General features: G+C 48.2%; 19 protein-coding genes, 1 pseudogene and 1 riboswitch. Of the genes and pseudogenes, 11 read left to right on the top strand and 9 right to left on the bottom strand.

The features are described from left to right. Positions 1–110: 110 nt before the first annotated feature. Complete coding sequence (locus C7B65_RS08990; RefSeq protein ID WP_073070740.1) at positions 111–2582, top strand: ATP-binding protein; 2472 nt, start codon at positions 111–113, stop codon at positions 2580–2582. 42 nt (positions 2583–2624) lie between these two features. Here the strand turns inward: C7B65_RS08990 and C7B65_RS08985 are convergent, their stop codons facing one another. Next, positions 2625–3632, bottom strand: coding sequence for an ABC transporter substrate-binding protein (locus C7B65_RS08985; protein ID WP_073070741.1), 1008 nt, complete (start codon positions 3630–3632; stop codon positions 2625–2627). A 99-nt stretch (positions 3633–3731) separates the two neighbouring features. Next, a riboswitch (guanidine-I (ykkC/yxkD leader) is annotated at positions 3732–3858 on the bottom strand. 125 nt (positions 3859–3983) lie between these two features. After that, entirely contained in the window at positions 3984–4805 is an 822-nt protein-coding gene (locus C7B65_RS08980; RefSeq protein ID WP_073070742.1) for an ABC transporter ATP-binding protein, read from the bottom strand. A 330-nt stretch (positions 4806–5135) separates the two neighbouring features. Between C7B65_RS08980 and C7B65_RS08975 the strand changes: the two genes are divergently transcribed. Beyond that, entirely contained in the window at positions 5136–5990 is an 855-nt protein-coding gene (locus C7B65_RS08975) for an ABC transporter permease (protein ID WP_073070743.1), read from the top strand. 173 nt (positions 5991–6163) lie between these two features. Here the strand turns inward: C7B65_RS08975 and glnT are convergent, their stop codons facing one another. After that, complete coding sequence (glnT, locus tag C7B65_RS08970; protein ID WP_073070744.1) at positions 6164–7522, bottom strand: type III glutamate--ammonia ligase; 1359 nt, start codon at positions 7520–7522, stop codon at positions 6164–6166. Between the two features lie 62 nt (positions 7523–7584). After that, positions 7585–8352: pseudogene (locus C7B65_RS28720) on the bottom strand (creatininase family protein). A 196-nt stretch (positions 8353–8548) separates the two neighbouring features. Here C7B65_RS28720 and C7B65_RS08955 point away from each other — a divergent pair. From C7B65_RS08955 to C7B65_RS08920, 8 genes are all read left to right on the top strand, one after another. Further along, positions 8549–10162, top strand: coding sequence for an FAD-dependent oxidoreductase (locus C7B65_RS08955; RefSeq protein ID WP_073070745.1), 1614 nt, complete (start codon positions 8549–8551; stop codon positions 10160–10162). Between the two features lie 28 nt (positions 10163–10190). Next, positions 10191–11231, top strand: a complete 1041-nt coding sequence (locus tag C7B65_RS08950) for an NACHT domain-containing protein (protein WP_181314372.1) — start codon at positions 10191–10193, stop codon at positions 11229–11231. Beyond that, a complete protein-coding gene (locus C7B65_RS08945) occupies positions 11228–11449 on the top strand; it encodes a type II toxin-antitoxin system HicB family antitoxin (protein WP_073070747.1) in 222 nt (73 codons plus the stop codon). Before C7B65_RS08950 ends, C7B65_RS08945 begins: the two co-directional genes overlap by 4 nt. Before the next feature lie 18 nt (positions 11450–11467). Continuing rightward, positions 11468–11932: an HNH endonuclease gene (locus tag C7B65_RS29570; protein ID WP_073070748.1), complete on the top strand. Its 465-nt coding sequence runs from the start codon at positions 11468–11470 to the stop codon at positions 11930–11932. Between the two features lie 215 nt (positions 11933–12147). Then, positions 12148–12948, top strand: coding sequence for a PspA/IM30 family protein (locus C7B65_RS08935; protein WP_073070749.1), 801 nt, complete (start codon positions 12148–12150; stop codon positions 12946–12948). A gap of 142 nt (positions 12949–13090) precedes the next feature. After that, positions 13091–13420: a thioredoxin family protein gene (locus C7B65_RS08930; protein WP_073070750.1), complete on the top strand. Its 330-nt coding sequence runs from the start codon at positions 13091–13093 to the stop codon at positions 13418–13420. 76 nt (positions 13421–13496) lie between these two features. Then, positions 13497–14660, top strand: coding sequence for an LL-diaminopimelate aminotransferase (locus C7B65_RS08925; protein WP_073070752.1), 1164 nt, complete (start codon positions 13497–13499; stop codon positions 14658–14660). 210 nt (positions 14661–14870) lie between these two features. Next, on the top strand, positions 14871–15806 hold the full coding sequence (locus C7B65_RS08920; RefSeq protein WP_073070753.1) for an NF038130 family PEP-CTERM protein: 936 nt from the start codon (positions 14871–14873) through the stop codon (positions 15804–15806). A 502-nt stretch (positions 15807–16308) separates the two neighbouring features. On the opposite strand, the gene C7B65_RS08915 is transcribed toward C7B65_RS08920, so the two are convergent. Together C7B65_RS08915 and C7B65_RS08910 are read right to left on the bottom strand one after the other, a co-directional pair. Further along, positions 16309–16884 (bottom strand): DUF981 family protein, encoded by a 576-nt coding sequence (locus tag C7B65_RS08915; protein ID WP_073070755.1) that lies wholly within the window; start codon positions 16882–16884, stop codon positions 16309–16311. Positions 16885–17287: 403 nt separating this feature from the next. Beyond that, complete coding sequence (locus C7B65_RS08910) at positions 17288–17833, bottom strand: NADPH-dependent FMN reductase (protein WP_073070756.1); 546 nt, start codon at positions 17831–17833, stop codon at positions 17288–17290. Positions 17834–18142: 309 nt separating this feature from the next. Between C7B65_RS08910 and C7B65_RS08905 the strand changes: the two genes are divergently transcribed. Next, entirely contained in the window at positions 18143–19930 is a 1788-nt protein-coding gene (locus tag C7B65_RS08905; protein WP_073070954.1) for a hypothetical protein, read from the top strand. On the opposite strand, the gene C7B65_RS08900 is transcribed toward C7B65_RS08905, so the two are convergent. The 3 genes from C7B65_RS08900 to C7B65_RS08890 are packed head-to-tail and all read right to left on the bottom strand — an operon-like array spanning position 19902 to position 23103. Beyond that, positions 19902–20303, bottom strand: coding sequence for an acyl-CoA thioesterase (locus tag C7B65_RS08900; protein WP_073070758.1), 402 nt, complete (start codon positions 20301–20303; stop codon positions 19902–19904). The genes C7B65_RS08905 and C7B65_RS08900 overlap by 29 nt on opposite strands. After that, positions 20300–21616 (bottom strand): ATP-binding protein, encoded by a 1317-nt coding sequence (locus C7B65_RS08895; protein WP_073070759.1) that lies wholly within the window; start codon positions 21614–21616, stop codon positions 20300–20302. Before C7B65_RS08895 ends, C7B65_RS08900 begins: the two co-directional genes overlap by 4 nt. Then, entirely contained in the window at positions 21613–23103 is a 1491-nt protein-coding gene (locus tag C7B65_RS08890) for a site-2 protease family protein (protein WP_073070761.1), read from the bottom strand. The genes C7B65_RS08895 and C7B65_RS08890 overlap by 4 nt, the downstream gene beginning before the upstream one ends. Between the last annotated feature and the right edge of the window lie 356 nt (positions 23104–23459).

Here is a 23459-nt window from a genome sequence, read left to right as displayed (position 1 = left end):
TAGCTCCCTTCTCCTGTGGGATGAGGGCAGAAGATCCTTAGAAGTGGGCATCAATCCGTGTCTTGGGGAACATTGACAGAGACAATAACTCCCTCCCTCTCTGGACACGAATGAATCAGCCATCGATTCCTGCTTTTTCCCTGCCTCGCAGTTTAACGTCACTCGAAACCTGCGGGTTTGGTTTTAGCGGCTTGCTTTTGTGGTTAGGCACTGCGCCCGCAATGCACGCCGCTTTAGGATCTCAAGCCATCTGGGTTTGGCTACCGGGAACGATCGTCGGCATTTTGCTGAATCTGCAAGTCAAACGCTTGGGAACCCATTTTCCAGACGTGGCCGGCGGCACACCCAACTACACGACTCGCCTGCTTCAGCGCTTTCCGGCGATCGCTCGCTATAGCGCGATCGGCTACCTGTTGGGCTGGATCTCTGTGCCGCCGATCAATGCCATCATTCTGACTGACTTAATTCAGGCAAATTTGGAGCCGTTGGGAATTGCTTGTCCCATCATGCCGCTTCGCATTGGCTTTGCTATTTTGCCCTTTATTGTGGCGTTTAGCGGTACGCGGACGTTGGGCATTTTGCATACCTTCTTTGTATTTCCAGCGATCGGGTTTCTCGTCACCTTTTGTCTACAAGGCATCGGCTGGCTCAGTCTTGCCCCAACTAGCCCCGGTCTGCTGCCAAACACTTGGCCGGGCATTAGCGCCATCGATTGGATGAAGTGGTTCTTTATTGCCGTTTATGCCGTTTATGGCTGTGAGACGGCTTCTTCGTTTGTTGCCGATAGCCGCAAACCGACTGTGACGCTCCGTTGTTTAAGCGTCACGGCTGGATTCATTCCGATCGTTTATTTCGCGGGGTCTTGGGTGGTCATGCGGTTAGCAACCCAAGCTGGATTAGGGGACAGTGCTTATCTCAACCTGGTGGCAGCAGCCCAGCCATTCTGGGGCGTTCTTACCCCTGCGCTCGTGACCTTTTTGATTACGTCTGGCTGTCTCCTGAGTTCTGCAACAGCCGTTTCTAACTGCCCTCGCATTTTGTATCAATTGGCAAAAGATGGATATCTGCCCCCCGTATTCTCTGCCGTTTCGCGTCGGGGTGTACTTGAACCCAGCCTGATTTTTACGCTATTGCTGAGTCTACTTTGCCTGGTGTGGGGAGACGTTGCCCGCGTTGTGATGGTCACAGGAACAGGCTATCTAACGTCTATGATGGCAATCCACTGGGGTTTATGGATCTGCCGCAATCGACCAGAAACGCGGTGGTCTTGGTTATCACTCGGCTTCTTTGGGATGGAGGCTGCTGTTTTAGTGATTGGCGGGTTGGCATGGGGCTGGCAAGATTTATTGATTGGCTTACTGCTGCCGTTGGCTGTTGGGATGACAGCAGTATGGCTGCCTCGTCTGCACTTTGCACCGTTCCAGATCAATTGGTGGCTACAGCGCGATCGTCAACCACTTCGCGCACCTAAAGCTGATTGGATCGCCTTGCAAGTGACAATTCTGATCATCTTAGTGTGTGGTGCGGTCAGCATTGGCTGGTTAGTGAGAGCGAGACTTGAACGTCACGGCATGGGTAGCCATATGGCGCTGTTTAGCATTTTGCTGATCACCATTGCCTTTGTGGGTGTGGCGATCGCCTGCTGGACAAGTCTGCCTCAAATTGCTGCCATTACTGAATCACGAGAAGAAGTCGAACGGACTCTGAGTGATTTACAGCGAACGCAAACGCAACTGGTGCAGGCAGAGAAAATGTCGAGTTTAGGACAGTTAGTAGCAGGTGTTGCCCATGAAATCAACAACCCTGTCAACTTCATCTACGGCAACCTGATCCATGTGCGAGAATACTCCCAAGATTTGCTGAAGCTGATCCAACTTTACGAGCAACACTATCCAAACCCCATACCCGAAATTCAAGCCGAATCTGAAGCGGTCGATCTGGAGTTTTTGCAAGAGGATCTGATCAAAACGCTCGATTCTATGAAAATTGGCACCGATCGCATCCGTCAGATCGTGTTGAGCTTACGCAACTTCTCCCGACTGGATGAAGCCGAATTTAAAGAAGCCGATATTCACGAAGGCATTGACAGCACTTTGTTAATCTTGCAACATCGTCTCAAAGCGCGATCAGACCGTCCAGAGATTCAGTTAATTAAAGACTACAGTGATTTACCGCCAGTAGAATGCTATCCCGGCCCGTTGAATCAGGTGTTGATGAATGTTCTGGCAAACGCGATCGATGCATTAGAAGAAAGTAACGCGCAACAAACCTATCAGGAGATTGAAGCCAAGCCTAACCAGATTACAATTCGGACATTGTTGCTGGATGCTGAATGGGTAGAAATTGCGATCGCCGACAATGGACAGGGAATGCCTGAAGCGGTTCAGCAACGTATTTTCAACCCATTCTTTACCACAAAACCCGTAGGCAAAGGAACAGGCATGGGAATGTCGATTAGCCATCAAATCATTACCGGAAACCATAGCGGCAATCTGAAATGCCTCTCTAGTCCTGGGGCTGGAGCCGAGTTTGTGATTCAAATTCCGATTCGACAACCCGCTTGTGAGAGAACGATCGTGTAGGGGCACGACATGTCGTGCCCTCATGCGGATCTGTCGCAAATGTTAGAGAGATTTTACGAGAGAATCATCGTAGAGCGTCTTGACATCAAGCGGCTGTGGAACCACTTTGAAATCATAGGCAGCTTTTGCAACCAGTTCAAAACTCTTGACAGCGTTGTTTGAGTTGTCAGCGTTGAACCCAATCGTTTTGTTGCCCTCGATATCGAACAGTGTGATTCCGGTCAGTTGTTCGCGTAACTCTTCAGGTTTAATTCCCAGTTTTCCTGAGGCAGCGGCGATCGCATCTGCGTCTCCTGCTTTTAACAGGGTGATTCCTTGATTCGCTGCTTTTAGAAACGAGAGTAATTCGGCTCTGCGATTTGCAATTAAGCTAGGGCGCGTAATCAAAACATCGGCAATCAAATTGGTGCCTTTAGTGCTAAAAATGACTTCTCCACCGCCTTCTTTTGCCGCTTTAGCGAGAAACGGCTCATAGGTCACGGCTGAATCGACGCGCTTGGCGCTAAATGCTGTCGCTGCATCGGGTGCAGGCAGATCTTTAATGCTGACATCCTGTTCGGTCAGTCCACCTTTTTCGAGGTATGCCCGCAGCAAAACTTTCTCGAACAAAACGTCTTCACGCGCCAGCGTTTTGCCCTTCAAGTCTGCCGCAGACTTAATTCCGCGTCCGATAATGCCATCCGAACCGTTTGAGTAATCGCACAGAAATATGATCTTCAGCGTGGGATCTTTCCCAGCCATTTGAATCGCATCTCCGGCTGTCAGCCAAGCCAGATCAAGCTTGCCAGACAGAAATGCTGTAATTTCCTCGGTGTTTGACTGAAACAAAATGTCTTGAATTTTGAGTCCGGCTTGAGTATAAAAGTCTTTCTTCACTGAGACATGATGCCCAGAGTAACCAGACCAAGGGTTAGTGCCAACAGTGAGTGTTTGAGGTTGGGCAGAATTATTTGCCGCATTGTTATTGCCTGATTGAGGAGAGCAAGCAACTATCCAAAACAGAGCAACTAATGCAAATGCAATCAGTTTGATAGAACGAAACTTAAACATCTAAGACTTCCTTTGGGAACGTGAAACAAATGACAAAAGACCTCGGTTTAGCAATCAAAAAGCCCGAAAGAGCCGTAACAGACTATGGCTGTTAAGCGTCTCTCCCGGGCTTTTGTCCCGCCGTGTGACTGCCTGCTCTAATGCAGACAGTTTGCTTCTCTCGGACCAGTCATTAAACCTTGCATTGCTTAATTGAGGCTTAATCGGAACCCTAGAAGCCATAAATTGTTCTAACGCGGAAAGGATTTCTTTAATGAGACAAGTGACTGCTCCTAGTTGCTGAGTCTAATGTCACTATTTGTAACACGCAACAACCAGAAAAAAGTATCTCAGATCACAGTTTTGCTACGGTTATTCGCGCAGCGACTGTAAAATCTGCCGCTTAATTTCGATAAACTCAGCCGATAACTTCGTTTCTAAATCGCGCTGTTCGGGCAGCCCGATCGCAACTTCTCGCTTCATCCGTCCTGGCGACGTACCCATGACGTAAACTCGCTGCGACAGAAAAATTGCTTCTTCGACATCGTGGGTAATCATCAGACCCGTGACGTGCGTTTGCTCCCAGAGTTCTAACAAAAATTGCTGCATTTGCTCTTTGGTTTGAGCATCCAACGCGCCAAACGGCTCATCCATCAATAAGACGGCTGGCTCGTTGGCTAGGGCACGGGCGATCGCGACTCGCTGCTTCATGCCACCCGACAATTGTTTGGGATAAGATTTGGCAAACTGAGTTAAGCCCACCACATTTAGATAATAATCAATGCGATCACGCTGCTCGGCTTTGGGCATTTTGCGAAGCTGTAACCCAAACGCAATGTTTTGTGAAACAGTCAGCCAAGGATAAAGCGTGTAGTTTTGAAATACCATGCCGCGATCGGAGCCAGGCCCAGTCACGGGTCGCCCATCAACTAACACACTTCCCGTAGAAGGATTGATTAGCCCGGCCACAATATTCAATAGGGTTGATTTGCCGCACCCCGAAGAACCCACTAGACAGACAAATTCTCTTGGAAAAATCTGAAGATTGATATCCTCTAGCACCGTCATTGAGCTACCTTGAAGCGCAAATGACTTAGACAAGCCACGAACTTCAAGCTTGGGAGGAGTCGGCGCAAGATCGGCGGCAGCAGGCTCAGTCTGTCCCCGTAAGTCTTGCGATCGGGTATCAAGCATGATTAAGTTTCCAAGATGGAGCAGTGAAAGGGAGATTCTTCATCAGTTAAATAGATACGATCGCTTCATAGTGTCATTTTAGATACATAAATAGGCAGTTGCCCGATAAACTCAAACAAATTTGCTGAACCCGATGAAGTCCAGAAATTTATATGGTGATAATAATCAAAAATATCCTATCTCATCATTTTGCTTAGTCGAAAAGATTTTATCGAGTAGCCTTTGATACAAAAAAGCGTGAGAGTCTCCTTAAACTGAGGGGAATGTCATTGATTGTTGACGTTGTATTCCATCACAGTTAGTTGTGTAACTTGATAAAGGATTAACTCAGTGGCTAATGCGAGTCTCGATTCTGCTAGTTCTCCTGATCGCCAACATCACTATCTCAAGCCTTCGGTCTTCTGGAGCATTCGCCAAGGATTCTCGCGCCGATTAGCCGCTTTAATTGTGATCGTTTCGTTGGCGGTTCCGCTCTTATTGTGGGCGATCGTTAGCTATGCCAAGCTAGTGCCGCCGATATTTTTGCCCACTCCCACGGCGGTGTTGCAGGCGGGGGTTGATATGTTTATAAACCACGATCTCCTGTCAGATGTGATCGTGAGTTGCAGTCGAGTGTTGGCGGGGTTTATAGCCGCAGCCGCGATCGGCGTACCTATGGGCATTGCGATGGGCACGTTCTACAGCATGAATAGTCTGTTTGCGCCCTTTGTGGGAACAGTGCGATATATGCCTGTGACTGCGTTTGTGCCACTGATTGTGATTTGGGTTGGGTTGGGTGAAGAATCAAAAATCTTGATCATTACGCTGGGCGTTGTTTTATATAACGCGATCATGGTTGCCGATGCGGTTAAATTTATTCCCAGCGAGATGATTAATGTTGCCTATACGCTGGGTGCGAATCGGCGGGATGTTTTGTTTAAAGTGATTATTCCGGCAACGTTTCCGAGTGTGTTGGATACGCTACGGGTGAATATTTCTGGCGCATGGAATTTTTTGGTGATTGCCGAATTAGTGGCGGCTCAAAGCGGTTTAGGGTTCAGAATCATTCAGGCACAGCGATATTTGCAGACTGAAAAAGTGTTGTTCTGCATTCTGTTAATTGGCGTGATCGGACTGGCGATCGATTACGGTTTGAGTTGGCTCTCAAAAGTTCTCACGCCCTGGGCAGATCAAACTCGACATTAACGTCAGTTCGACGAGTTTTTTCGCTTCGTTCTCAGCGGCTTCTGCCCCCTAAATCCCCCATTCTGGGGGACTTCAAACCCGATTTTCAGTTCAAAGTCCCTCACTTGTGGGGGATTTAGGGGGCGTTCCAGAGGTGCAACCGCAGCGAGGGATCTCATCGAATTCACGTGACATTAGAAAAATTTTAGATATCGCTGGGTTTCCCAATCAGATACATGATTGTGATACTCAAACCATTCTTGAGTTTTGAAGTCTACATAAGTTTTATACATCAAAGATCCCATCACGGTTTCACTGAGCGGATCGGTTGCAAATGCCTCGATCGCTTCCCCCAGCGTTCGCGGCAGTGTTTTAATGCCCATCTCTGTGAGTTTTGCCGACGTGCAGTTATACATATTTTCAGTATGCGGCTCACCGGGATCTAGATTTTCTCGAATGCCTTCTAAACCAGCCGCCAGAATCATTGCAGCCCCTAAATAAGGGTTACTTGAAATATCGGCGGCTCGACACTCGACCCGTCCGCCCCCTAGTGGAATGCGTAGCATATTAGTTCGGTTGTTGTTGCCATAGCAGATATAGACAGGTGCCCAAGTAAACCCAGACATACTACCTCGCGCGATCAGGCGTTTGTAGCTGTTCACCGTTGGCGCAATCACTGCACAAATTGCGGGCGCATGGCGCAACACACCCGCGATAAACTGATAGCCCAATTTTGACAACCCACAGTGACGCGAATCTTGACGATCGATAAACAAATTCTCTCCCGTTTTCAGATCTGCCAGCGACATATTGTAGTGAGCACCGCTTCCAGTTCGATTAGCAAACGGTTTAGGCATAAACGTTGCAAAATAACCGTGCTTACGGGCAATCTCTTTCACCATTAATCGAAAAAACGTTAAGCGATCGGACATCGTGAGCGCATCGGCGTAAGCAAAATCGGTTTCAAACTGACCATTGCCATCTTCATGGTCAAATGAATAAACATCCCAACCCAGATGATTCATCGCCTGCACAATTTCATCGACCCAAGCGTAGTTGTCGAGCAATCCTTGAAGGTCATAGCAAGGCTTTGCTAGACGATCGCGATCGCTAACCGGAGCTGCCCCTCCAGCGTCGTCTTTGAGAATAAAAAATTCTGTCTCAATGCCTAGATTAAACTGAAACCCCAGACCGGCCGATTGCTGCAAAACCGATTTGAGAATGCTGCGACAACACGCTTCAAACGGTTTGCCCTGCAAATATAAATCACTGGCAAACCAAGCCATCTCTGAGTTCCAGGGCAAAATCGTGGCACTCGCGGGATCGGGCATTGTCGCAACTTCATCGTCGTTCACGGCTTGAGGAACCCCGTCTAAAGCGGCTCCCGTGAATAACTCTGACCCTTGCATCATCGAGTCAAAATGCGTCAACGGCACCATTTTCGCTTTACACATGCCGTGAATATCGACAAAACTTGCGATCGCATACTTCACCCCTTGCGCTTCTAGAGTGGTTTTTAGTTGCTGCAATTCTGGAGTGGATTCGTGACTCATTGATTTTTTAATGAAGTTAGTTGGTGACTATTAGAACACGTCTGGCACGATCGACAGCGATTCTAACGGGGTTTTTCAATCATGGCGTGTTGCAGTTGTGTACTCAGTTCAGCAATACACGCGGCTAAAATGGCTTGTCCAAACGCTTCATCTGCCTGACTCGGATTTCCGACTCCTCCATGAACGCTTTCTTGATCGACAGTGTAGGCAAAGAAACAGTGCGCCGATCGATCGGGTTCATCCACTGCCCGATCCATCTGCACCAAATCGGGTCGCAGAGCCAACATTACCGACGTTTCTGCACAGTTCGCGTGAAAATTCACCGCATCGTGATGATAAAACTCGTGAATCTTGGGCGAGATTTCCCACAGCGTTTAGCGCAAAGCGCAACTCCGCAGGAACCGCAGCGCAATTCGCAACTCAGGATAGCGATGACGGACGTTTTCTAACCCACAGCGCAACGGTGCCCAATTCGTCACATGCCCATTCAGAAGCAGTAATCGAGAAAACCCTGCACTCGCTACCCACTCTGCAATTTCTAGAACGATCACCGCCAAGGTTTCGGGTCTGAGAGAAAGCGTTCCTGCCCACTTTTTGGAGTGACCTAACGAACAACCATCAGGCAAGGCTGGCAACACTGGAATTCCAGTTTGAGCAGAAACGCCATGCGCCACTGCGGTTGCTGAAAACGTATCGACTCCAACAGGTAAATGTAGCGCGTGTTGTTCGGTTGCCCCGATCGGAAGGATGACTAAATTAATGTCTCGATCGCGCAGTTGCGTAATCTGCTCCCACGTTAATTCTTCCCACAAAACAGATTTAGATGGCATGAAGACTCCTGAACTAAGTTACTCAGATCTTGCACCCGTATCAACGATTTCCCAATCACCCGCCCCGACTTAAAATTCGAGCTAAACGTATTGATGAGAATATACAGCCGTAAAACGCAGTCTTTCTCTAGATAGACGTTTTTCACTCGATCGATCGGCATGATTTTGAGCACGCTACATTACCAAGATTACTCCCATGACCCAAACCGAAGCGGTTGTTGCTCAGTTCAACGAGTTGCAGAACGGAGAAAAACGGCAAGTAACCGTCGGCGAAACCGCTGTTTTGCTGATTCGTCACGATAATCAGGTTTATGCTTTGGGAGCCTACTGTACTCATAACCAAGCGCCATTAGTTCAGGGCGTAATCCACGATGATCATATTGTGTGTCCTTGGCACAACGCTTATTTCAACATCACAACAGGCGACCAACAAGAACCACCGGGTTTAGATTCGCTACCGCAATACTCGCTCAGAATTGAAGACAATCAAGTCATCGTCACAGTTCCCGATTCGGCAGCGGGTAAAAGAACGCCGGACATGGTGCAGTATGACCCCGCGATTGATCCGCGCACCTTTGTGATTTTAGGAGCTGGAGCCGCCGGAACTCATGCCACCGAAACGCTGAGAGTTGTAGGCTATCAAGGTCGGATTGTGATGGTGACACGCGATGACAAGCTACCTTACGATCGTACGACACTCAGCAAGAACTATTTCACAGGCAAAGCTACCAAAGAGAAAATACTGTTGCGATCGCCTGCGTTTTATGAGCAGCATCACATTGAAGTACAGCTTAATCAAACTGTTCAGAATGTAAACGTGAATACGAAGACAATCACGTTTCAAAACGGAGAAACGCTTATTTATGATTCGTTATTGATTGCAACTGGCGGTCAACCACGTCAGTTAGAAGTTCCGGGTGCAGACTTACAAAATGTCTTCACGCTGCGGAGTTTTGCGGACTGCGAACGTATCCTCAAATCGGCTCAAAATGCGAGTCAAGCGGTGGTTGTCGGGTCTAGTTTCATTGGCATGGAAATTGCATCAGGACTCACCCAGAAAGGCGTAAAAGTCACCGTTGTTTCTCCAGCTTCGTTGCCGTTTGAGAAGACTTTGGGAGCAGAACTTGGACAGCTTTTTCAGCAAGTTCATGAGGAAAAGGGTGTGACCTTCCAAATGGGCAGGAAAGTCACGCAATTAGAAGGTGCAGGCGCGGTTCAAACCGTTGTCCTCGACAATGGCGGTAGCTCCGCTGCACAGAGTGTTCGCTTGCCTGCGGATTTAGTTGTGGTTGGCATTGGTGTGCAGCCTGTGACCGATTTCATTACTGGAATTGACCTACATCCCAAAGATCAAAGTGTTCCGGTCGATGAGTATCTTTGTGCGGCAGAGGGCGTGTATGCTGCCGGAGATATTGCTCGTTATCCAGATTGGCGCACCTCAGATTCAATGCGGGTTGAACATTGGCGGATTGCAGCACAACACGGGCGGATTGCCGCTTACAACATGGCAGGAAAACCGACAAAGTTCCGAGGCGTTCCAGTGTTTTGGAGTATGCAGTTTCAGTTTCCCATTCGCTATGTCGGACACGCGACAGAATGGGATGAACTGATTGTAGATGGCGACCTAAATCAGCGAGAGTTCATCGCATTTTATGTCAAAGATAATCAGGTGTTAGCAGCAGCCAGCAGCAAGCGAGATACCGAAACTGCCGCGATCGCAGAGTTGCTGCGACTCAACCAAATGCCGACTCCCGACGAGTTACGTCAAGGACAATTTAAGCTAATATATCCTGCTCTACTGAGTAATTAGCTCGATGCTCAGACGCAGGAGTTTCGATTTGCCCCCTGATTTCTTTCAGTCTTATCTGAATTCGATTTGTCAGCATTACGCGCAATGGTGTCGGGTTTACACACTAACAGATGTTGTCGGACAGGCTTCGAGTCAAGGATCGCCCACCGTTCCAATGTGGGATTTGGGATTGAAGGTGCAGACGATCGATCGTGACAAAGACCCAAAAACTAGCGAATCGAAGACCAAACGATTCACGGTGTTAGAAGGATTTCGCAAATATGCAGCCGATCACGTCTTATTAGTGGGGCAACCGGGTTCAGGAAAATCGACCGCGTTGGTGCGGTTACTGATCGAAGAAGCACAGAAAGCACAGCAGGATTCATCAGCGCTGATTCCCGTTCTGGTGGAGTTGAGGTATTACCAAGATTCGGTGCTGGAGTTAATGCGATCGTTCTTCAAAACTCATAATCTGTTGCTCGACCTCTCTACGATCGAAACTCTATTATTTGAAAGACGATTTCTGCTGCTGATAGATGGGCTGAATGAGTTGCCGTCAGAAGAGGCACGATCGCAACTTTCAGCACTTCGGCGCGACGATCGAAAAGTACCTATGATTTCCACCACGCGAGATTTGGGAGTCGGCGGCAATTTGAATCTGACCCGCAAGCTAGAAATGCAGCCGCTGACTGAAAAGCAGATGCAGGAGTTTGTACAATCGTACCTTCCCACTCGAGATACCTTGCTGCGACAGTTGGGCGATCGCCTGCGGGAGCTTGGTCAGACCCCGTTGCTACTGTTGATGTTGTGTTCAGTCTTTGCAAACAACCAAACCCGAGTGCCACCTGATTTGGGTTCTGTGTTTCGGGAGTTTACGCAAATCCACTATTGCAAGCTAAAAGAGGATGCGCCTGTCGCAGAGGGTTCGCGCGAGTATTGGGCAGAAATGCTGCAAGTGCTGGCATGGAAAATGACTCAGAGAAAGTCAGCAACAGAATTGCAGGTGGAGATCGAGATGGTGCGATCGTTAGAGCTTTCGCAGATGGTTGAGATTCATTTGTTGGGGGTGGGGCGATCTGAAAATCAATGAAGCAGTTCAAAATCATTATCGAAAAACATCCTGATGGATACGTCGCTTACCCGATCGGGGTCGTTGGTGCGATCGTCGGGCAAGGTGACACCAACGAAGAAGCCTTATCTGATGTGAAATCTGCGATCGCCACCTACATCGAAGTTTTTGGCAAAGAAATCCTAGAAGACACCTCACCTGTAGAGATTTTCATTGACGAAGCAGCGATCGCGGTCTGATGGTCAAGTTTCCAGTTGATGCTCCCAGAAATCGAGTCACCAAAACCTTTGAGTCAATGGGCTTCCGAATCGTTCGTGGACGAGAACACACGCCCATCTGCAAAAAATTGTATCTTTGCAGTCAACCCTTATGATGGCAACTGGACTTATTGGAGTCAACGAAGAGGAAATTACCCCGGAACGTCTCAAATGATGGCATTAGCTCTCAAAAGACAGAAAGGGAAATGTCCTGAATGTGGATTACACTTTCACCCGGAAGATCAAATAGAAATTCATCACCTGGATGGAAACTATAGGAATAACCGGAAGGAAAATTTGACCGCTACCCATCGTCACTGCCACGACCGGATACACGGTGGATTAAGCATTCTTTCACAACAATTAAGTACCCATGCCAAGGGTCAACTCGGAGAGGAGCCGGATGAAAGAAAACTTTCACGTCCGGTTTTGAAGCCAAGCCGGGAGGGCGATCTCCCGGCTTAGGTTAGCGGCTTTACGCATCACGACTTGTAAAAAAATCGATTAATCTACCGATTTCAGCCTGAAATTCTTAAACTGATAGAGAGCTTAGTTTTTTACACGGCTTAAGATTAGAAGGCTCTGGTTAATTTAGTAGGTTTCTTTCTACGATCGGCGGTGTGGGCTAACGTATAGGTAGCACACCCTTTTGTATACACATCAAGAGGAAAGACAGAATTATGGGATTATTTGACAGAATCAGCCGCGTGGTTAGATCGAATGTCAACGATATGGTGAGCAAGGCTGAAGACCCAGAAAAGATTCTGGAACAAGCTGTCATCGATATGCAGGAGGATCTGGTGCAGTTGCGTCAGGCAGTTGCTAGCGCGATCGCGAGTCAAAAACGCAGTGAGCAGCAATATAACCAGGCGCAAACGCAGTCGAATAATTGGCAGCAAAAAGCCCAGCTTGCGCTGCAAAAAGGCGACGAAAATCTTGCCCGCGAAGCCCTGCTCCGCAAAAAAACTCACGCTGACACGGCAACGACTCTCAGGACTCAACTCGATCAGCAAGTCACCCAGGTTGACACGCTCAAGCGCAGTTTAATCGCTCTAGAAGGCAAAATCTCTGAAGCGAAAACCAAGAAAGATATGCTGCGGGCACGGGCCAGTGCTGCCAAAGCTCAAGAGCAATTGCAGAACACCGTCGGAAATCTGGGCACAAGCAGCGCAATGGCAGCCTTTGAGCGGATGGAAGAAAAAGTCTTGACCCTAGAAGCGCGATCGCAAGCGGCGGCTGAGCTGGCAGGTGCCGATTTAGAAAGCCAATTCGCAAGGCTAGAGTCGGGAGATGTTGACCTCGAACTCGAAGCCATGAAGGCGCAAATGCTGGCTCCGGGCACGCCTCAAAATCAGGCTCAGTTGCCCGGAACTGCACCCGCTGAGACGACTCCTCAACCCAAGACAGCCGCGTCTCCTCAAGATCAGCAAGTCGTTGACGCAGAGTTAGAAGACCTGAAAAAGCAACTCGATCAGCTTTAAGATTGCTGCGATTTACCTCTAGAACTCCGACTTCTCAAAGAAGTTGGAGTTCTTTGGTTTTAAGGTTTCTTGCAAAAGCCGCCAGCATCGGAGAGCTAAGGCTTTAGAATTATGAACGGATGTTAATAACAGTGATGCCGATATGAGTAGCGTTCGGGTAATTGGGGATAACGAATTTGAGACAGAAGTCTTGAAAGCCGATCAGCCCGTGCTGGTTTACTTTTGGGCTTCGTGGTGTGGCCCTTGTCGGTTGACGGCTCCTTTAGTTGAAAGCATTGCATCTAGCTATGGCGATCGCTTAAAGGTGATCAAGATGGAAGTCGATCCAAACCCTCAAAGTGTCTCTCAGTGCAAAATAGAAGGTGTTCCCGCGTTTAGATTTTTTGAAAGCGGCGAAGTGAAAAAAGCCAGCGAGGGCGCAATCACCAAACAAAAACTAGAGGATTTTGTGCTGTCTCAGCTTTCGGCGTAGGTTACATTCACTTAAAGCGATACACTTTAAACCTGACTTCTGTCGTCTCAATGCTGATCCGCGATCGCAAAGGCGTATGCAATTTGCCACCCGTTTAGAACCGCTACAAGTCAACGTCTTTGCTGACATGGATCGGGCAAAAACCAAAGCCAAAGCAGCCGGACGTGATGTCATTGATCTGTCACTGGGATCATCTGATTTACCCACTCAGCCCCATGTGCTGGAGGAGATCGAGCGATCGCTTCATGATCCCAGCACGCATGGCTATCTTTTGTTTCACGGCACTCAGGCATTTCGTCAAGCGGCTGCTAATTGGTACACCCAAAAATTCGGCGCTGCGATCGATCCAGAGACGGAGGTATTGCCCCTGATCGGCTCTCAAGAAGGCACTGCCCATTTGCCACTCGCAATCTTGAATCCAGGTGATTTTGCGCTGCTGCTCGATCCGGGTTATCCATCTCATGCGGGTGGGGTTCATCTGGCAAGCGGTCAAATTTACCCGATGCCGATCACCGCCGAAAATGGGTTTCTGCCAGTTTTACAAAACATTCCGCCTCACGTTTTGGCACAGTCGCGAATGATGGTGTTGAGTTATCCCCACAATCCGACGACAGCGATCGCGCCGCTCTCTTTTTTCAAAGAAGCCGTCGCATTCTGTCAGCATCACGATCTAGTTTTGGTGCATGACTTCCCGTATGTGGATTTGGTGTTTAGCGAGACGATCGTGCCCTCGATTTTGCAAGCTGACCCTGATAAAAGCGTCTCGATCGAGTTCTTCACGCTCTCCAAGTCCTACAACATGGGTGGCTTTCGGGTGGGTTATGCGATCGGCAATGCGAAATTGATTCGAGCACTCAGGTACGTCAAAGCCGCCGTAGATTTCAATCAATATCAAGGCATCTTAAACGGAGCGATCGCGGCTCTCACAGGTTCTCAAACTGGCACTCAAGAGGCGATTGCAACGTTTCGTCAGCGTCGAGATGTCTTTGTCGGAGCGCTCGATCGCATCGGATGGAAAGTTCCCACTCCTCAAACCGCACTATACGTCTGGGCAAAACTACCAAAACCCTGGAGCGCAAATTCGATCAAATTCTGCATAGATCTCGTAGAAGCAACTGGGGTTGCCGTCTCACCTGGTGCAGGATTTGGTAAATCGGGTGAAGGATATGTGCGATTTGCGCTGGTTCATCCATCAGAAATTTTAGAAACTGCGGTCGATCGCATGGCTCAATTCCTCTGATCGATGCACTCGTGAAATCGCCCTCAGAAAAGCTTCACACAGCCTTGATAGTAGCCGAGAAAGCTTAATCAGAACTTTGCCAAAGTCCAGTAGACTTTTTTGTAAATTGGGCAGGATAGAGTAGCCAGATATACACAGCTTCCAAAACGATTTCTGGACTGGGACTGCTCAGAGTTGCCCCTGCATTTAACTTCACAAAAACGGCGCGATATGGCAAAAAAACTTTCTCGATTTGCGATTACAAGCGCGATCGTAACGGCAAGTGCAATTATGGGCACTCCAGCCTTTGCAGGCACACTATCGGGCGCAACGATCGGCGGCACTCAGCCAACCGACTATCTGATCTACGATGCCAACAACACCAACACGTTTGAGGTTGCTAAAACTCCAGCAAACCTGGCGAAGGTTTTGGGTGGCAATAGCACCAGCCCGACGGGTAACGTTGAACTCGCCGCCAGCAGTGAAAAACCTGGCTTCAATTTCACCAAAAACACCAGTCTGACAGGAACCATTGGCGGCAAAGCCATCACCATCAGCAGCCTCACTAAAGATGATTGGAACAGTGCCTATAATGGCACCACGTTTGGTCAATCTTGGTTTAATCAAGCAATGACTCAAAACGGGTTTGGTAGCTTGGCGGGCACCAGTGATGGGGTGCAGGTGTTCAATATCTTCAAAACCTATGGTGGCTTTGAACGGTTTAGTGACCCCAACATTTCCTATCTAAATCAGAACGACACGACGGGTGAGATTCAAGTCGGCTTGGCAGGTCACCTAAATGCCAATTCTCTCATCACAAAATCACTCGATGCCTATCTCGCGGGCTTGACTGGAAACTCAGCAGCAACTCAACAGAGCAAAGTCAAGATTACTGGGTTAAAAAACCAGTTAGGAGCCAGCACCATTCAAGCCAGCGAGGTCTTTAAGTATACCTACAATGGGGTCACTGATTACGGCTACGGCTTTTCTGCAACGAAATCTAATCTAGTTGAGAAGAGTGATGGCATCTCTCATAGTGGAAACTACGAAATCAAGATCAAAGGGGTTGCCCCGCCAAAGCATGTTCCTGAGCCGTCCACTTTGATGGGCTTAGTGGGGTTGGGCAGCTTGCTTGCGTTCAAGCGCCGTCTGCTCAGAAAAGCGTAAAGCTTTCAGATTCATTCACAAAATGCGAAACGGGAGCGAATAGCTCCCTTTTTTTGTGCGCTGAAGGTAGACCGCTCGTTGCTCTCAAAGGTGAGTGGGGAACACTGCGATCGGGAATTCTAAGTATGCACATCAAAGCCCATTGCCTATCCAAAATCGCTATTAGCGCAGACTTGCCGCCTTTCCTAAATAGTCCCGCGAAACAGTCACGAAAGCCGATATTGTGATTGACGATCGAACACTACCTGGAGCGAAGCTACCGCATCCTGACAGGGCAACAGAAACCAAAACAAAAGTCGAAGCGACGGGACATGAATCGAGTCATATTTGGACTCCCCATTTAGACCCGAACAACACGTCTAGAACATTACTCTTGAAGCTTACTTTGCCGTCGATCGCAGTTTCAACACTTTCACTGTATTTTAGCCAAAAGTTTGGTTGTGATCGTACCGATTCTGGTCGAAAATAGTAGGTTCTTGCAGCTTTTTTCAAAAGTTTGAAGCTACCGCATCGTGCGTGGAACCCATTGCTGGAAGCTCTCTAAGTGGTTCCAATACGCTAAATATCCGGTGAATGCCCAGATCAGTGCTGCTGCAACTAATACGATCGCGCCAACGAGTCGCCAAGTGCGATTCTCTCGAAACAACAGTAATGTTGGTAATGCACAAACGCCACCGATTCCGGTCAAGATAAAGCCAATGCTAGAGACTAAGGGTTGGTTAGTCAGTCCTAGATTTAGTATGCGGATGCCGACAACGATCGCGACTAAGCCCGCAAAAAAACTATAGAGGGCTAAGGCGATCAGATCCCAACCTTGAGCGATCGCAACAGCGGTGCCAACAAAGAGAATGCCAAATAAAACACTCGTTTCACCAAACGCAATATTGAAGCTGCCTGGGACGGGCCAAGTCAACATCATGTGTAACCCTGTGGTTAACGCGATCGCACCTGAAATCCCAAAACCAGGAATCCAGCGTTTCTGATGAGCATCTTCTAACCCAGCATAAACATAATACGCTAGTAAACAGAGTCCCGCGACCATGTTAATCAGCATGAGTGTGATGTAGTCGATAAACATAGTAACTTCCCTGAAAAGACTTGGATAGATGGGATGACTTCAGAGAGATAAAAAATCTAGAACTCGGTGTTGGAGTCTCAAACATTGCTAAAAGAGTTATGTTAAAGATTGAATTGTTTGAGTTCACCCTGCGTCTACCTTTAGGTCAATAATAGTTAGCAGTTAATTACTTTTCTGGTTTATACAAACAATGGTTGCAGAGTATGGAAAAAGCGCATTTGATGCAGGAAGCTGCTGTGAGGCGACGAGAATCCTATTTGAGCAAAGAAGGCTCTGAAAAAGGAACCACTTCGTATTAGACTTCCTGCATCAATACTCCGCCCTCATCCTAGCCCTCTCCCCAAAAAGAGGGAACAGGAGAGTTCTGGTTCCCTTCTCGCCAAGGAGAAGGGTTAGCACATTTCTAATTCACGCCGCGAAGCTTGCGCGTATTGTCCACCAGACTTTGGGTAAAGAGATCGAACCGTTCAGCAAGTTTGTTGTCTAAGAGTTTGCCGTCTTCATCAAAGGCTTTCCACGCCTGCGCGATGCCGACTTGTTCAGGAATCACCCACGCATTCACCCACCGCATAATTAAGCGCAAATCGTTGAGGGCGTTGCTGTTTGCCTGTCCGCCCAAGACGCTGATTAGCCCGGTGACTTTCCCTGCCATTTCTTCAAAGCCCATTAAATCTAGAGCGTTTTTTAGCACTCCACTGACGCTGCCGTGATATTCGGGGCTTGCTAGCACGATCGCGTCCGCCTTTTTGACGGCATCTTGCAACCGCTTGACATCAGGGTAGTCAGAATAGTCATCTCCTCCATCGCAGAATGGGAGATCCATTGTTCGCAAATCAAGCAGTGTGACCTCAGCGCCCAAGGCAGCCAGGCGATCAACGGCTTGCTGAAGTGCCAGATAGGTGGAGGAACCCGATCGTAAGCTTCCCCCAATTGCAACGACTTTCACCATTCTGAATGTTCCTCTTTGTGATTAAAAAGTTTTCTGAAGAGACTCACGCTTTAGTTTGCAAAAATTAGAGCAAAGTTGTCTACGTTAATAGAGATGAACTCACGACAAGACTAAAACGAAGTCGTTATGACTACATACAGTCTAACTGTTAAATGAAGAAAGTGTCAAAGATTTTGTGAGCAGTTAAAAGGTGAAGCTGAGTCGCAGCGATCGAGTCATACTCTAGCGACGAATTTCACGTCAATCATCCTGTGGTAGTCTTAGCAACACATTTGTTGCTTCCTGCTGCTAATGGGCAGACCGATTTTTATGAACATTCGCGCCGTTTCTTTGGCGATCGCTCACCGTTTTCGATCAGCAGAACTTTGGCTGGTGCTGAGTTTAGCGTTTGCCGCTCTCTATGGCGGGTTGGCCTTGCAGGAAGCATTTTCTAGCGAATATGTGATTCAGGACGATGCGCGAGTCTATCTAATTTGGATGCAGCGGTTTCTCGATCCGCAACTCTTTCCGCAAGATTTGATGGCAGATTATTTTCAGTCTGTCACTCCTTGGGGGCTAGGAACGCTCTATCGCATGATGGCAATGGGGATTTCTCCCTTGGTGTTCAGCAAGCTGCTGCCGTTGGTTCTCAGTCTGCTTGTAGGCTGGTATGGATATCGGTTAACAGTGCAGTTGTTTCCGATTCCGATCGCAGGTTTTTTTAGCAGTGTGATTTTGCTGCAAAGCTGTTGGCAGCGAGATGATCTTGCCTCTGCATCTCCCCGATCGTTTTGGGAATTATTGCTGATTGCTTTTCTCTATTACCTAGCGCGACAGGCTTGGATTCTCTTAGCGATTACAGTATTGGTGATGAGCCTATTCTGCCCTCTGTCAGCCGTGTTGATCGCTTTGTTTATCAGTTTGCGTTGTCTGTGGTTTGTTGGAAGTTCTATTCGAGCTAATCGAGTGAGAAGCCTAAAGCGTTCTTCACTGCGATCGTGGATTGCAGCCGACTGGTTTCCAAAACCACTGCGCTTAGAATTAGGGATTTTAGTTTTAACGATCGCGGCACTGCTTCCTTATGTGTTGAGTCAGTCAGAGTTCGCGCCCACGGTAACAGCGGCTCAAGCCCGCACCATGCCTGAGTTTTTGCCGGGAGGACGATTGCCCTTTTTCTTTCCCAGTTTTTTTGGATTTTGGTTAGATGGCACTGATAGCGGAATTCAGATTACCGCGAATCCACCTTTGATCACGATCGGGTTATTGTTGCCGTGGCTGCTCAAGTTTCGCCCCCAGATTCCGCTTTTAAAGCAACTGCGATCGGAATGGAAACTCCTACCGCAGTTGGCGCTATCGGGCGTAGTAGGATTCTTGATCGCTCACATAATGTTTGCCAAACTCCACTTTCCGAGTCGCTACACAACTCATAGTTGGCGGGTCGCAATGGCAATATCAGCAGGCATCGTCTTGGCGATCGGGCTAAATTCGCTGCTTAATTGGGCACGGCAAGCCCGATCTTCTGTTCGCAATCTGCTGGTGCATGGCATGGTTGGAGTATGGATAGTGGCAGCCGCGCTATATCCTCATCTGGTGTGGAAGGAGTTTCCCAAAATGGGTTATGTCACGGGCGGAAACCCTGCGCTCTACCGATTTTTGCAAGCTAGCCCAAAGTCCAGCTTGACGGCTTATTTAGGGCTAGACGGCAGTAACTTGCCGATGTTTGGTCAACGGTCTACGCTCACTGCTCAAGAATATGCAGTGCCGTTTCATCTGGGCTACTATAATCAGATTCGTCAGCGAACGATCGAGCTTTTAAAGGCTCAATACAGCCCTGATCTGGCGCTTGCAAAACGACTAATCCAGCAATACCGCATTAACTATTGGCTAATTGATCAAGCTGCATTTAAACCTGAATATCTCCGAAGTTATCGCTGGTTTCGACTATTTGAACCTGAAACCGGACGTGCGATCGCCTATTTAAAAGCTGGTAAGTTAGGGGCGATCGCTCAAGTCATGCCTCAATGTCGCCTCACCACAGCAGGCGGAGTCACGATATTAGATGGACAGTGCATTCTCAAACAAAAGCAGATTAGTGCTGCACCCACTGACGCAGTTTAGACGGCAACTCTTTTCTCGATCGACCCACCGGATCAATGCAAACATGACGAGTCGAGGCTCGACTTGCGGGACGATCGAAATCAGCTAACCCAATTTCATAAATAATCTCAAACTCACTGTCATTAATCGGGTGAGGACTGATTTGCACCGATAAGCGATCGCCACAGTGTAAAGGGCGAAAAAAATCAACATCCGCATGAACAATGGGAACGGCAACATCAGAATCTCGAAAGAATGATTTCAGATCAATGCCTGCGGCGATCAAAATTTCTTCGTAAGCTTCATGGCAAATCTTGAGAATATTGGCAAAATAAACAACGCCAGCCGCATCAGTATCTTCAAAACGCACCGTTCGTTGATAGATAAAAGTCATTGATTTGATGGCTCAAATAGGGCTAAATCAGCTTGCAGAAAATCAATAAACTGCCGTGCAGTTCTGCCCGATCGCCCGTTATGTCGAGTTGCCCACTGCAAAGCACGATACTCCAAATCCTGCGGCTCTAGCGTGATTTTTGCCCGTTGTGCGAGGTGATCAATCATCTTTAAATAAGTGGTTTGATCCGCAGGTTCAAAGGTGAGCGTTAAGCCAAAGCGATCGCTAAACGATAATTTTTCTTGCACAGTGTCCCAGTGATGAACTTCGTCAGCATCTTTGGGGCGAGGACGATCGTCAAAAAACTCGCGAACTAAATGCCGTCGATTTGAGGTGGCATAAACTACGACATTTTGAGGACGAGCCGTGAGATTACCTTCCAGCACAACTTTTAGCGCTTTATAAGCATCATCGTCTTCTTCAAACGATAAATCATCGACAAAAATAATAAATTTCTGAGGTAAATTCCGCAATGGCTCAACGATTTCGGGCAGATCTTTGAGTTCAGATTTGCCGACTTCAATCAGACGAAGCTGACGATCGTCATACTCTCGCAGCAGCGACTTCACGAGAGACGACTTCCCCGATCCCCGGCTGCCATAAAGCAAAACGTGCAGAGCCGCATGACCAGACAGCAGAAACGCTGTGTTTTTGAGCAGCATTTCACGCTGACTTTCATAGCCAATCAAATCAGATGCTCGGAGCGAATCGGGATGAGCGATCGCGTTCAGTTGCCCATTTTGCCAACGAAATGCCCGATATTCTGCAAAAATTCCCGTCCCAAACTCGCGGTAGTAGGCAGATAACGCTTCTAAAGCTTCCGCCCAATCTGGCATCGTTCCTAGCTTAGTCTTTAGCTGTGAGGCGATCTTTTCTGAGTCACTCACCGTCATTTTTTGGGATAACTCATCTGACCAAGCAGTTAAATTTTCAGATGAAGTTTGTTGGGTAACCCACTCACAGATTTGCTCACTCCCACAGCCATAGAGACTCTGTAATATCTGTAGGTCGCGCTTTACTGCTTTGATCAAGGCAGACGGGAGATCGTCAGCTTTTTGGACGTGACGAGAAAAAGCATTTTCTGCGGTCAGAAGCCGATCGAGCACATATTCCTGCCAGCCTTGATTGCGTTCAGCCAGTGCCGTAAACCAAGTTCCATAAGCCTGTAGCGCAGCGGAACTGTCTGCACGGGTGAGCGACTGCAACAACTCTAAAAAGGCTTGCCCCACCCGATCGCTTAAAATCTCTCGATATACCAGCAATGAGAGTAGATTCTGATGCAGGGTTTGAGGTGCGCTGACTGGAGTATTCATAAACTCAACCACGCCAACACGACTTTAGGTGCAGGCAGAATAATCAGCAGCACTAGAGCCAGCGCTAACAGCCCAATCACATCGCGGACGTTGTTTAACTCAGTGACATCGTTCAGCGCAGGCTCATCAGTGGCAGGAAGCAGCAATAGCAAAATTGCCCACAGCAGCAAATGTTGTTGGGCAAATGAGAGAACCAGCAGCAGCAATCGAGAAATTTGTCCGATCGCGGCTCCGGTGCGCTGCCCAAACATGGCATGCACCATCCGTCCACCGTCTAGCTGTCCGACGGGCATCAAGTTAAAGGCACTAAACAGCAAGCCAATCCAGCCCGCGACAGCGATCGGGTGCAGATTAATGGCCTTTTGAGCCACCAACTCGCTTCCGAGAGCTAACTTTCCTAACACTGCCAGCACCACAGAATATTTAGGATTCAGTGCCTCAAAGCTGAGTAACCCGGCTCCTGGTTTAGGCGGTAGGGCAACCACGCTGGAATGATCTAAGCCCCAAAACAGCAGGGGGATCGCGATCGCAAGTCCTGCCAATGCGCCAATCACACCCACATCAAACAGCGCTTTGCGGTGAGGAATCGGCGATCGAATCTGAATAAACGAGCCAACCGTCCCCAAGGGGATCAGCGGCAGGGGAATGACTGGAATGAAATAGGGCAGAGTCGCGGCGATGTGGTAGCGGCGAGTTGTCCAATAAGAACCCAGCGATCGTATGGCAAAAAATCCCATGATTGCCAGCGCATAGGGCAACCCTTGCACTAATACGGAGGGTTCCAAAGTAGGCTGTTTCCCGGCAATTTCTAACCCTGCCAGCGTTGTGGTAAGCAGCGTCATTGCCGCTAGACCCAGTGCAATGCCAGGACGAGTCAGCCGTTGATTTTGTCTCGCCTCTACGCTGGCTTGAGGGTTAGGCACCAGCGCAAAGAAGGGTTTATTATCGTTCAGCCCTTCTTGAAACACGACAAAGAAGCGATCGCCAAATTTTCCTTCGACGTTTTCCTGGATTGTCTTGTAGGCAACTTCTGGCACGGTGCGTAGCTGTCCCCGACAGATCACGGCTTGCGGACGATATTCAATATTTTGTAAATAATAAATTGACCAGGGAAAACAGCCTTGTAAACTGGTCTCCTCGGCTTTATTAATAGGGCGCGAAACAGGTTGCTCAACAGGTTGCTCAGATAGCGTTTCTGGGGTCGAAGATGGCGTTTGGGAAGCCGTATCGAGCGCAGAAGTCGGCGCAATTCGCCCTTTTTGAATTAAGTATAGATAAAGTGCCAAACAGCCCACAAACAGCAAAATGACCAACTCTAAGGGCATTCGTCGCTGTGTTCCAAACGCGATCGCCCAAGCGGTGAGCAAAAACGCAGGCATCATGGCAACGAGCCAGAGCACCCAAACAGGAGTGCGAGTGATTCCGGTCACTCTCTGCACAATAAAATATGTAATCAGTCCTAATACAAATAACCAGATCCAATTCATGCGCTGAATTTTAAGAATTTATGATGCAGTAGATTCCGAAACACCGTCGTAGAGCCTTGTTTAGTCGTTGAGAGATGCCCCGGTAGGATTTAAACCATAGCACTCAACCCACTGCCACCGTTTGCTAATAGATTCAATGGGTAAAGTTGCAGAAGCCTAATATTTTTTCGTTCTTTGTAGAATCCTCAACAATCTGGCAAAATCAACAGGGGCGAACCACTTAGGATCGCGTAAGGGCATGGCACTGCCGTGCCCATTATCATTGCAAGTAACCGATATTATTCAATTCGCATTCCTTACTATTAGAATTGACAGCCCATCAGTCAATATTTTTATAACACCAGTGCCTTCAGAAC

Source organism: Phormidesmis priestleyi ULC007, from assembly GCF_003003695.1.
Taxonomy (GTDB): Bacteria; Cyanobacteriota; Cyanobacteriia; order Leptolyngbyales; family Leptolyngbyaceae; genus Phormidesmis_A; species Phormidesmis_A priestleyi_A.
Note: the sequence above shows the minus strand (reverse complement) of the source record. Positions and strands in the feature narration are given on the sequence as shown.

Bases quoted from the DNA above. Each gene is read 5' to 3' on its own strand.
- C7B65_RS08990 (WP_073070740.1), top strand. From the start codon at position 111: ATGAATCAGCCATCGATTCCTGCTTTTTCCCTGCCTCGCAGTTTAACG.
- C7B65_RS08985 (WP_073070741.1), bottom strand. From the start codon at position 3,632: ATGTTTAAGTTTCGTTCTATCAAACTGATTGCATTTGCATTAGTTGCT.
- C7B65_RS08980 (WP_073070742.1), bottom strand. From the start codon at position 4,805: ATGCTTGATACCCGATCGCAAGACTTACGGGGACAGACTGAGCCTGCT.
- glnT (WP_073070744.1), bottom strand. From the start codon at position 7,522: ATGAGTCACGAATCCACTCCAGAATTGCAGCAACTAAAAACCACTCTA.
- C7B65_RS08955 (WP_073070745.1), top strand. From the start codon at position 8,549: ATGACCCAAACCGAAGCGGTTGTTGCTCAGTTCAACGAGTTGCAGAAC.
- C7B65_RS08945 (WP_073070747.1), top strand. From the start codon at position 11,228: ATGAAGCAGTTCAAAATCATTATCGAAAAACATCCTGATGGATACGTC.
- C7B65_RS29570 (WP_073070748.1), top strand. From the start codon at position 11,468: ATGCTCCCAGAAATCGAGTCACCAAAACCTTTGAGTCAATGGGCTTCC.
- C7B65_RS08935 (WP_073070749.1), top strand. From the start codon at position 12,148: ATGGGATTATTTGACAGAATCAGCCGCGTGGTTAGATCGAATGTCAAC.
- C7B65_RS08930 (WP_073070750.1), top strand. From the start codon at position 13,091: ATGAGTAGCGTTCGGGTAATTGGGGATAACGAATTTGAGACAGAAGTC.
- C7B65_RS08925 (WP_073070752.1), top strand. From the start codon at position 13,497: ATGCAATTTGCCACCCGTTTAGAACCGCTACAAGTCAACGTCTTTGCT.
- C7B65_RS08920 (WP_073070753.1), top strand. From the start codon at position 14,871: ATGGCAAAAAAACTTTCTCGATTTGCGATTACAAGCGCGATCGTAACG.
- C7B65_RS08915 (WP_073070755.1), bottom strand. From the start codon at position 16,884: ATGTTTATCGACTACATCACACTCATGCTGATTAACATGGTCGCGGGA.
- C7B65_RS08910 (WP_073070756.1), bottom strand. From the start codon at position 17,833: ATGGTGAAAGTCGTTGCAATTGGGGGAAGCTTACGATCGGGTTCCTCC.
- C7B65_RS08905 (WP_073070954.1), top strand. From the start codon at position 18,143: ATGAACATTCGCGCCGTTTCTTTGGCGATCGCTCACCGTTTTCGATCA.
- C7B65_RS08900 (WP_073070758.1), bottom strand. From the start codon at position 20,303: ATGACTTTTATCTATCAACGAACGGTGCGTTTTGAAGATACTGATGCG.
- C7B65_RS08895 (WP_073070759.1), bottom strand. From the start codon at position 21,616: ATGAATACTCCAGTCAGCGCACCTCAAACCCTGCATCAGAATCTACTC.
- C7B65_RS08890 (WP_073070761.1), bottom strand. From the start codon at position 23,103: ATGAATTGGATCTGGTTATTTGTATTAGGACTGATTACATATTTTATT.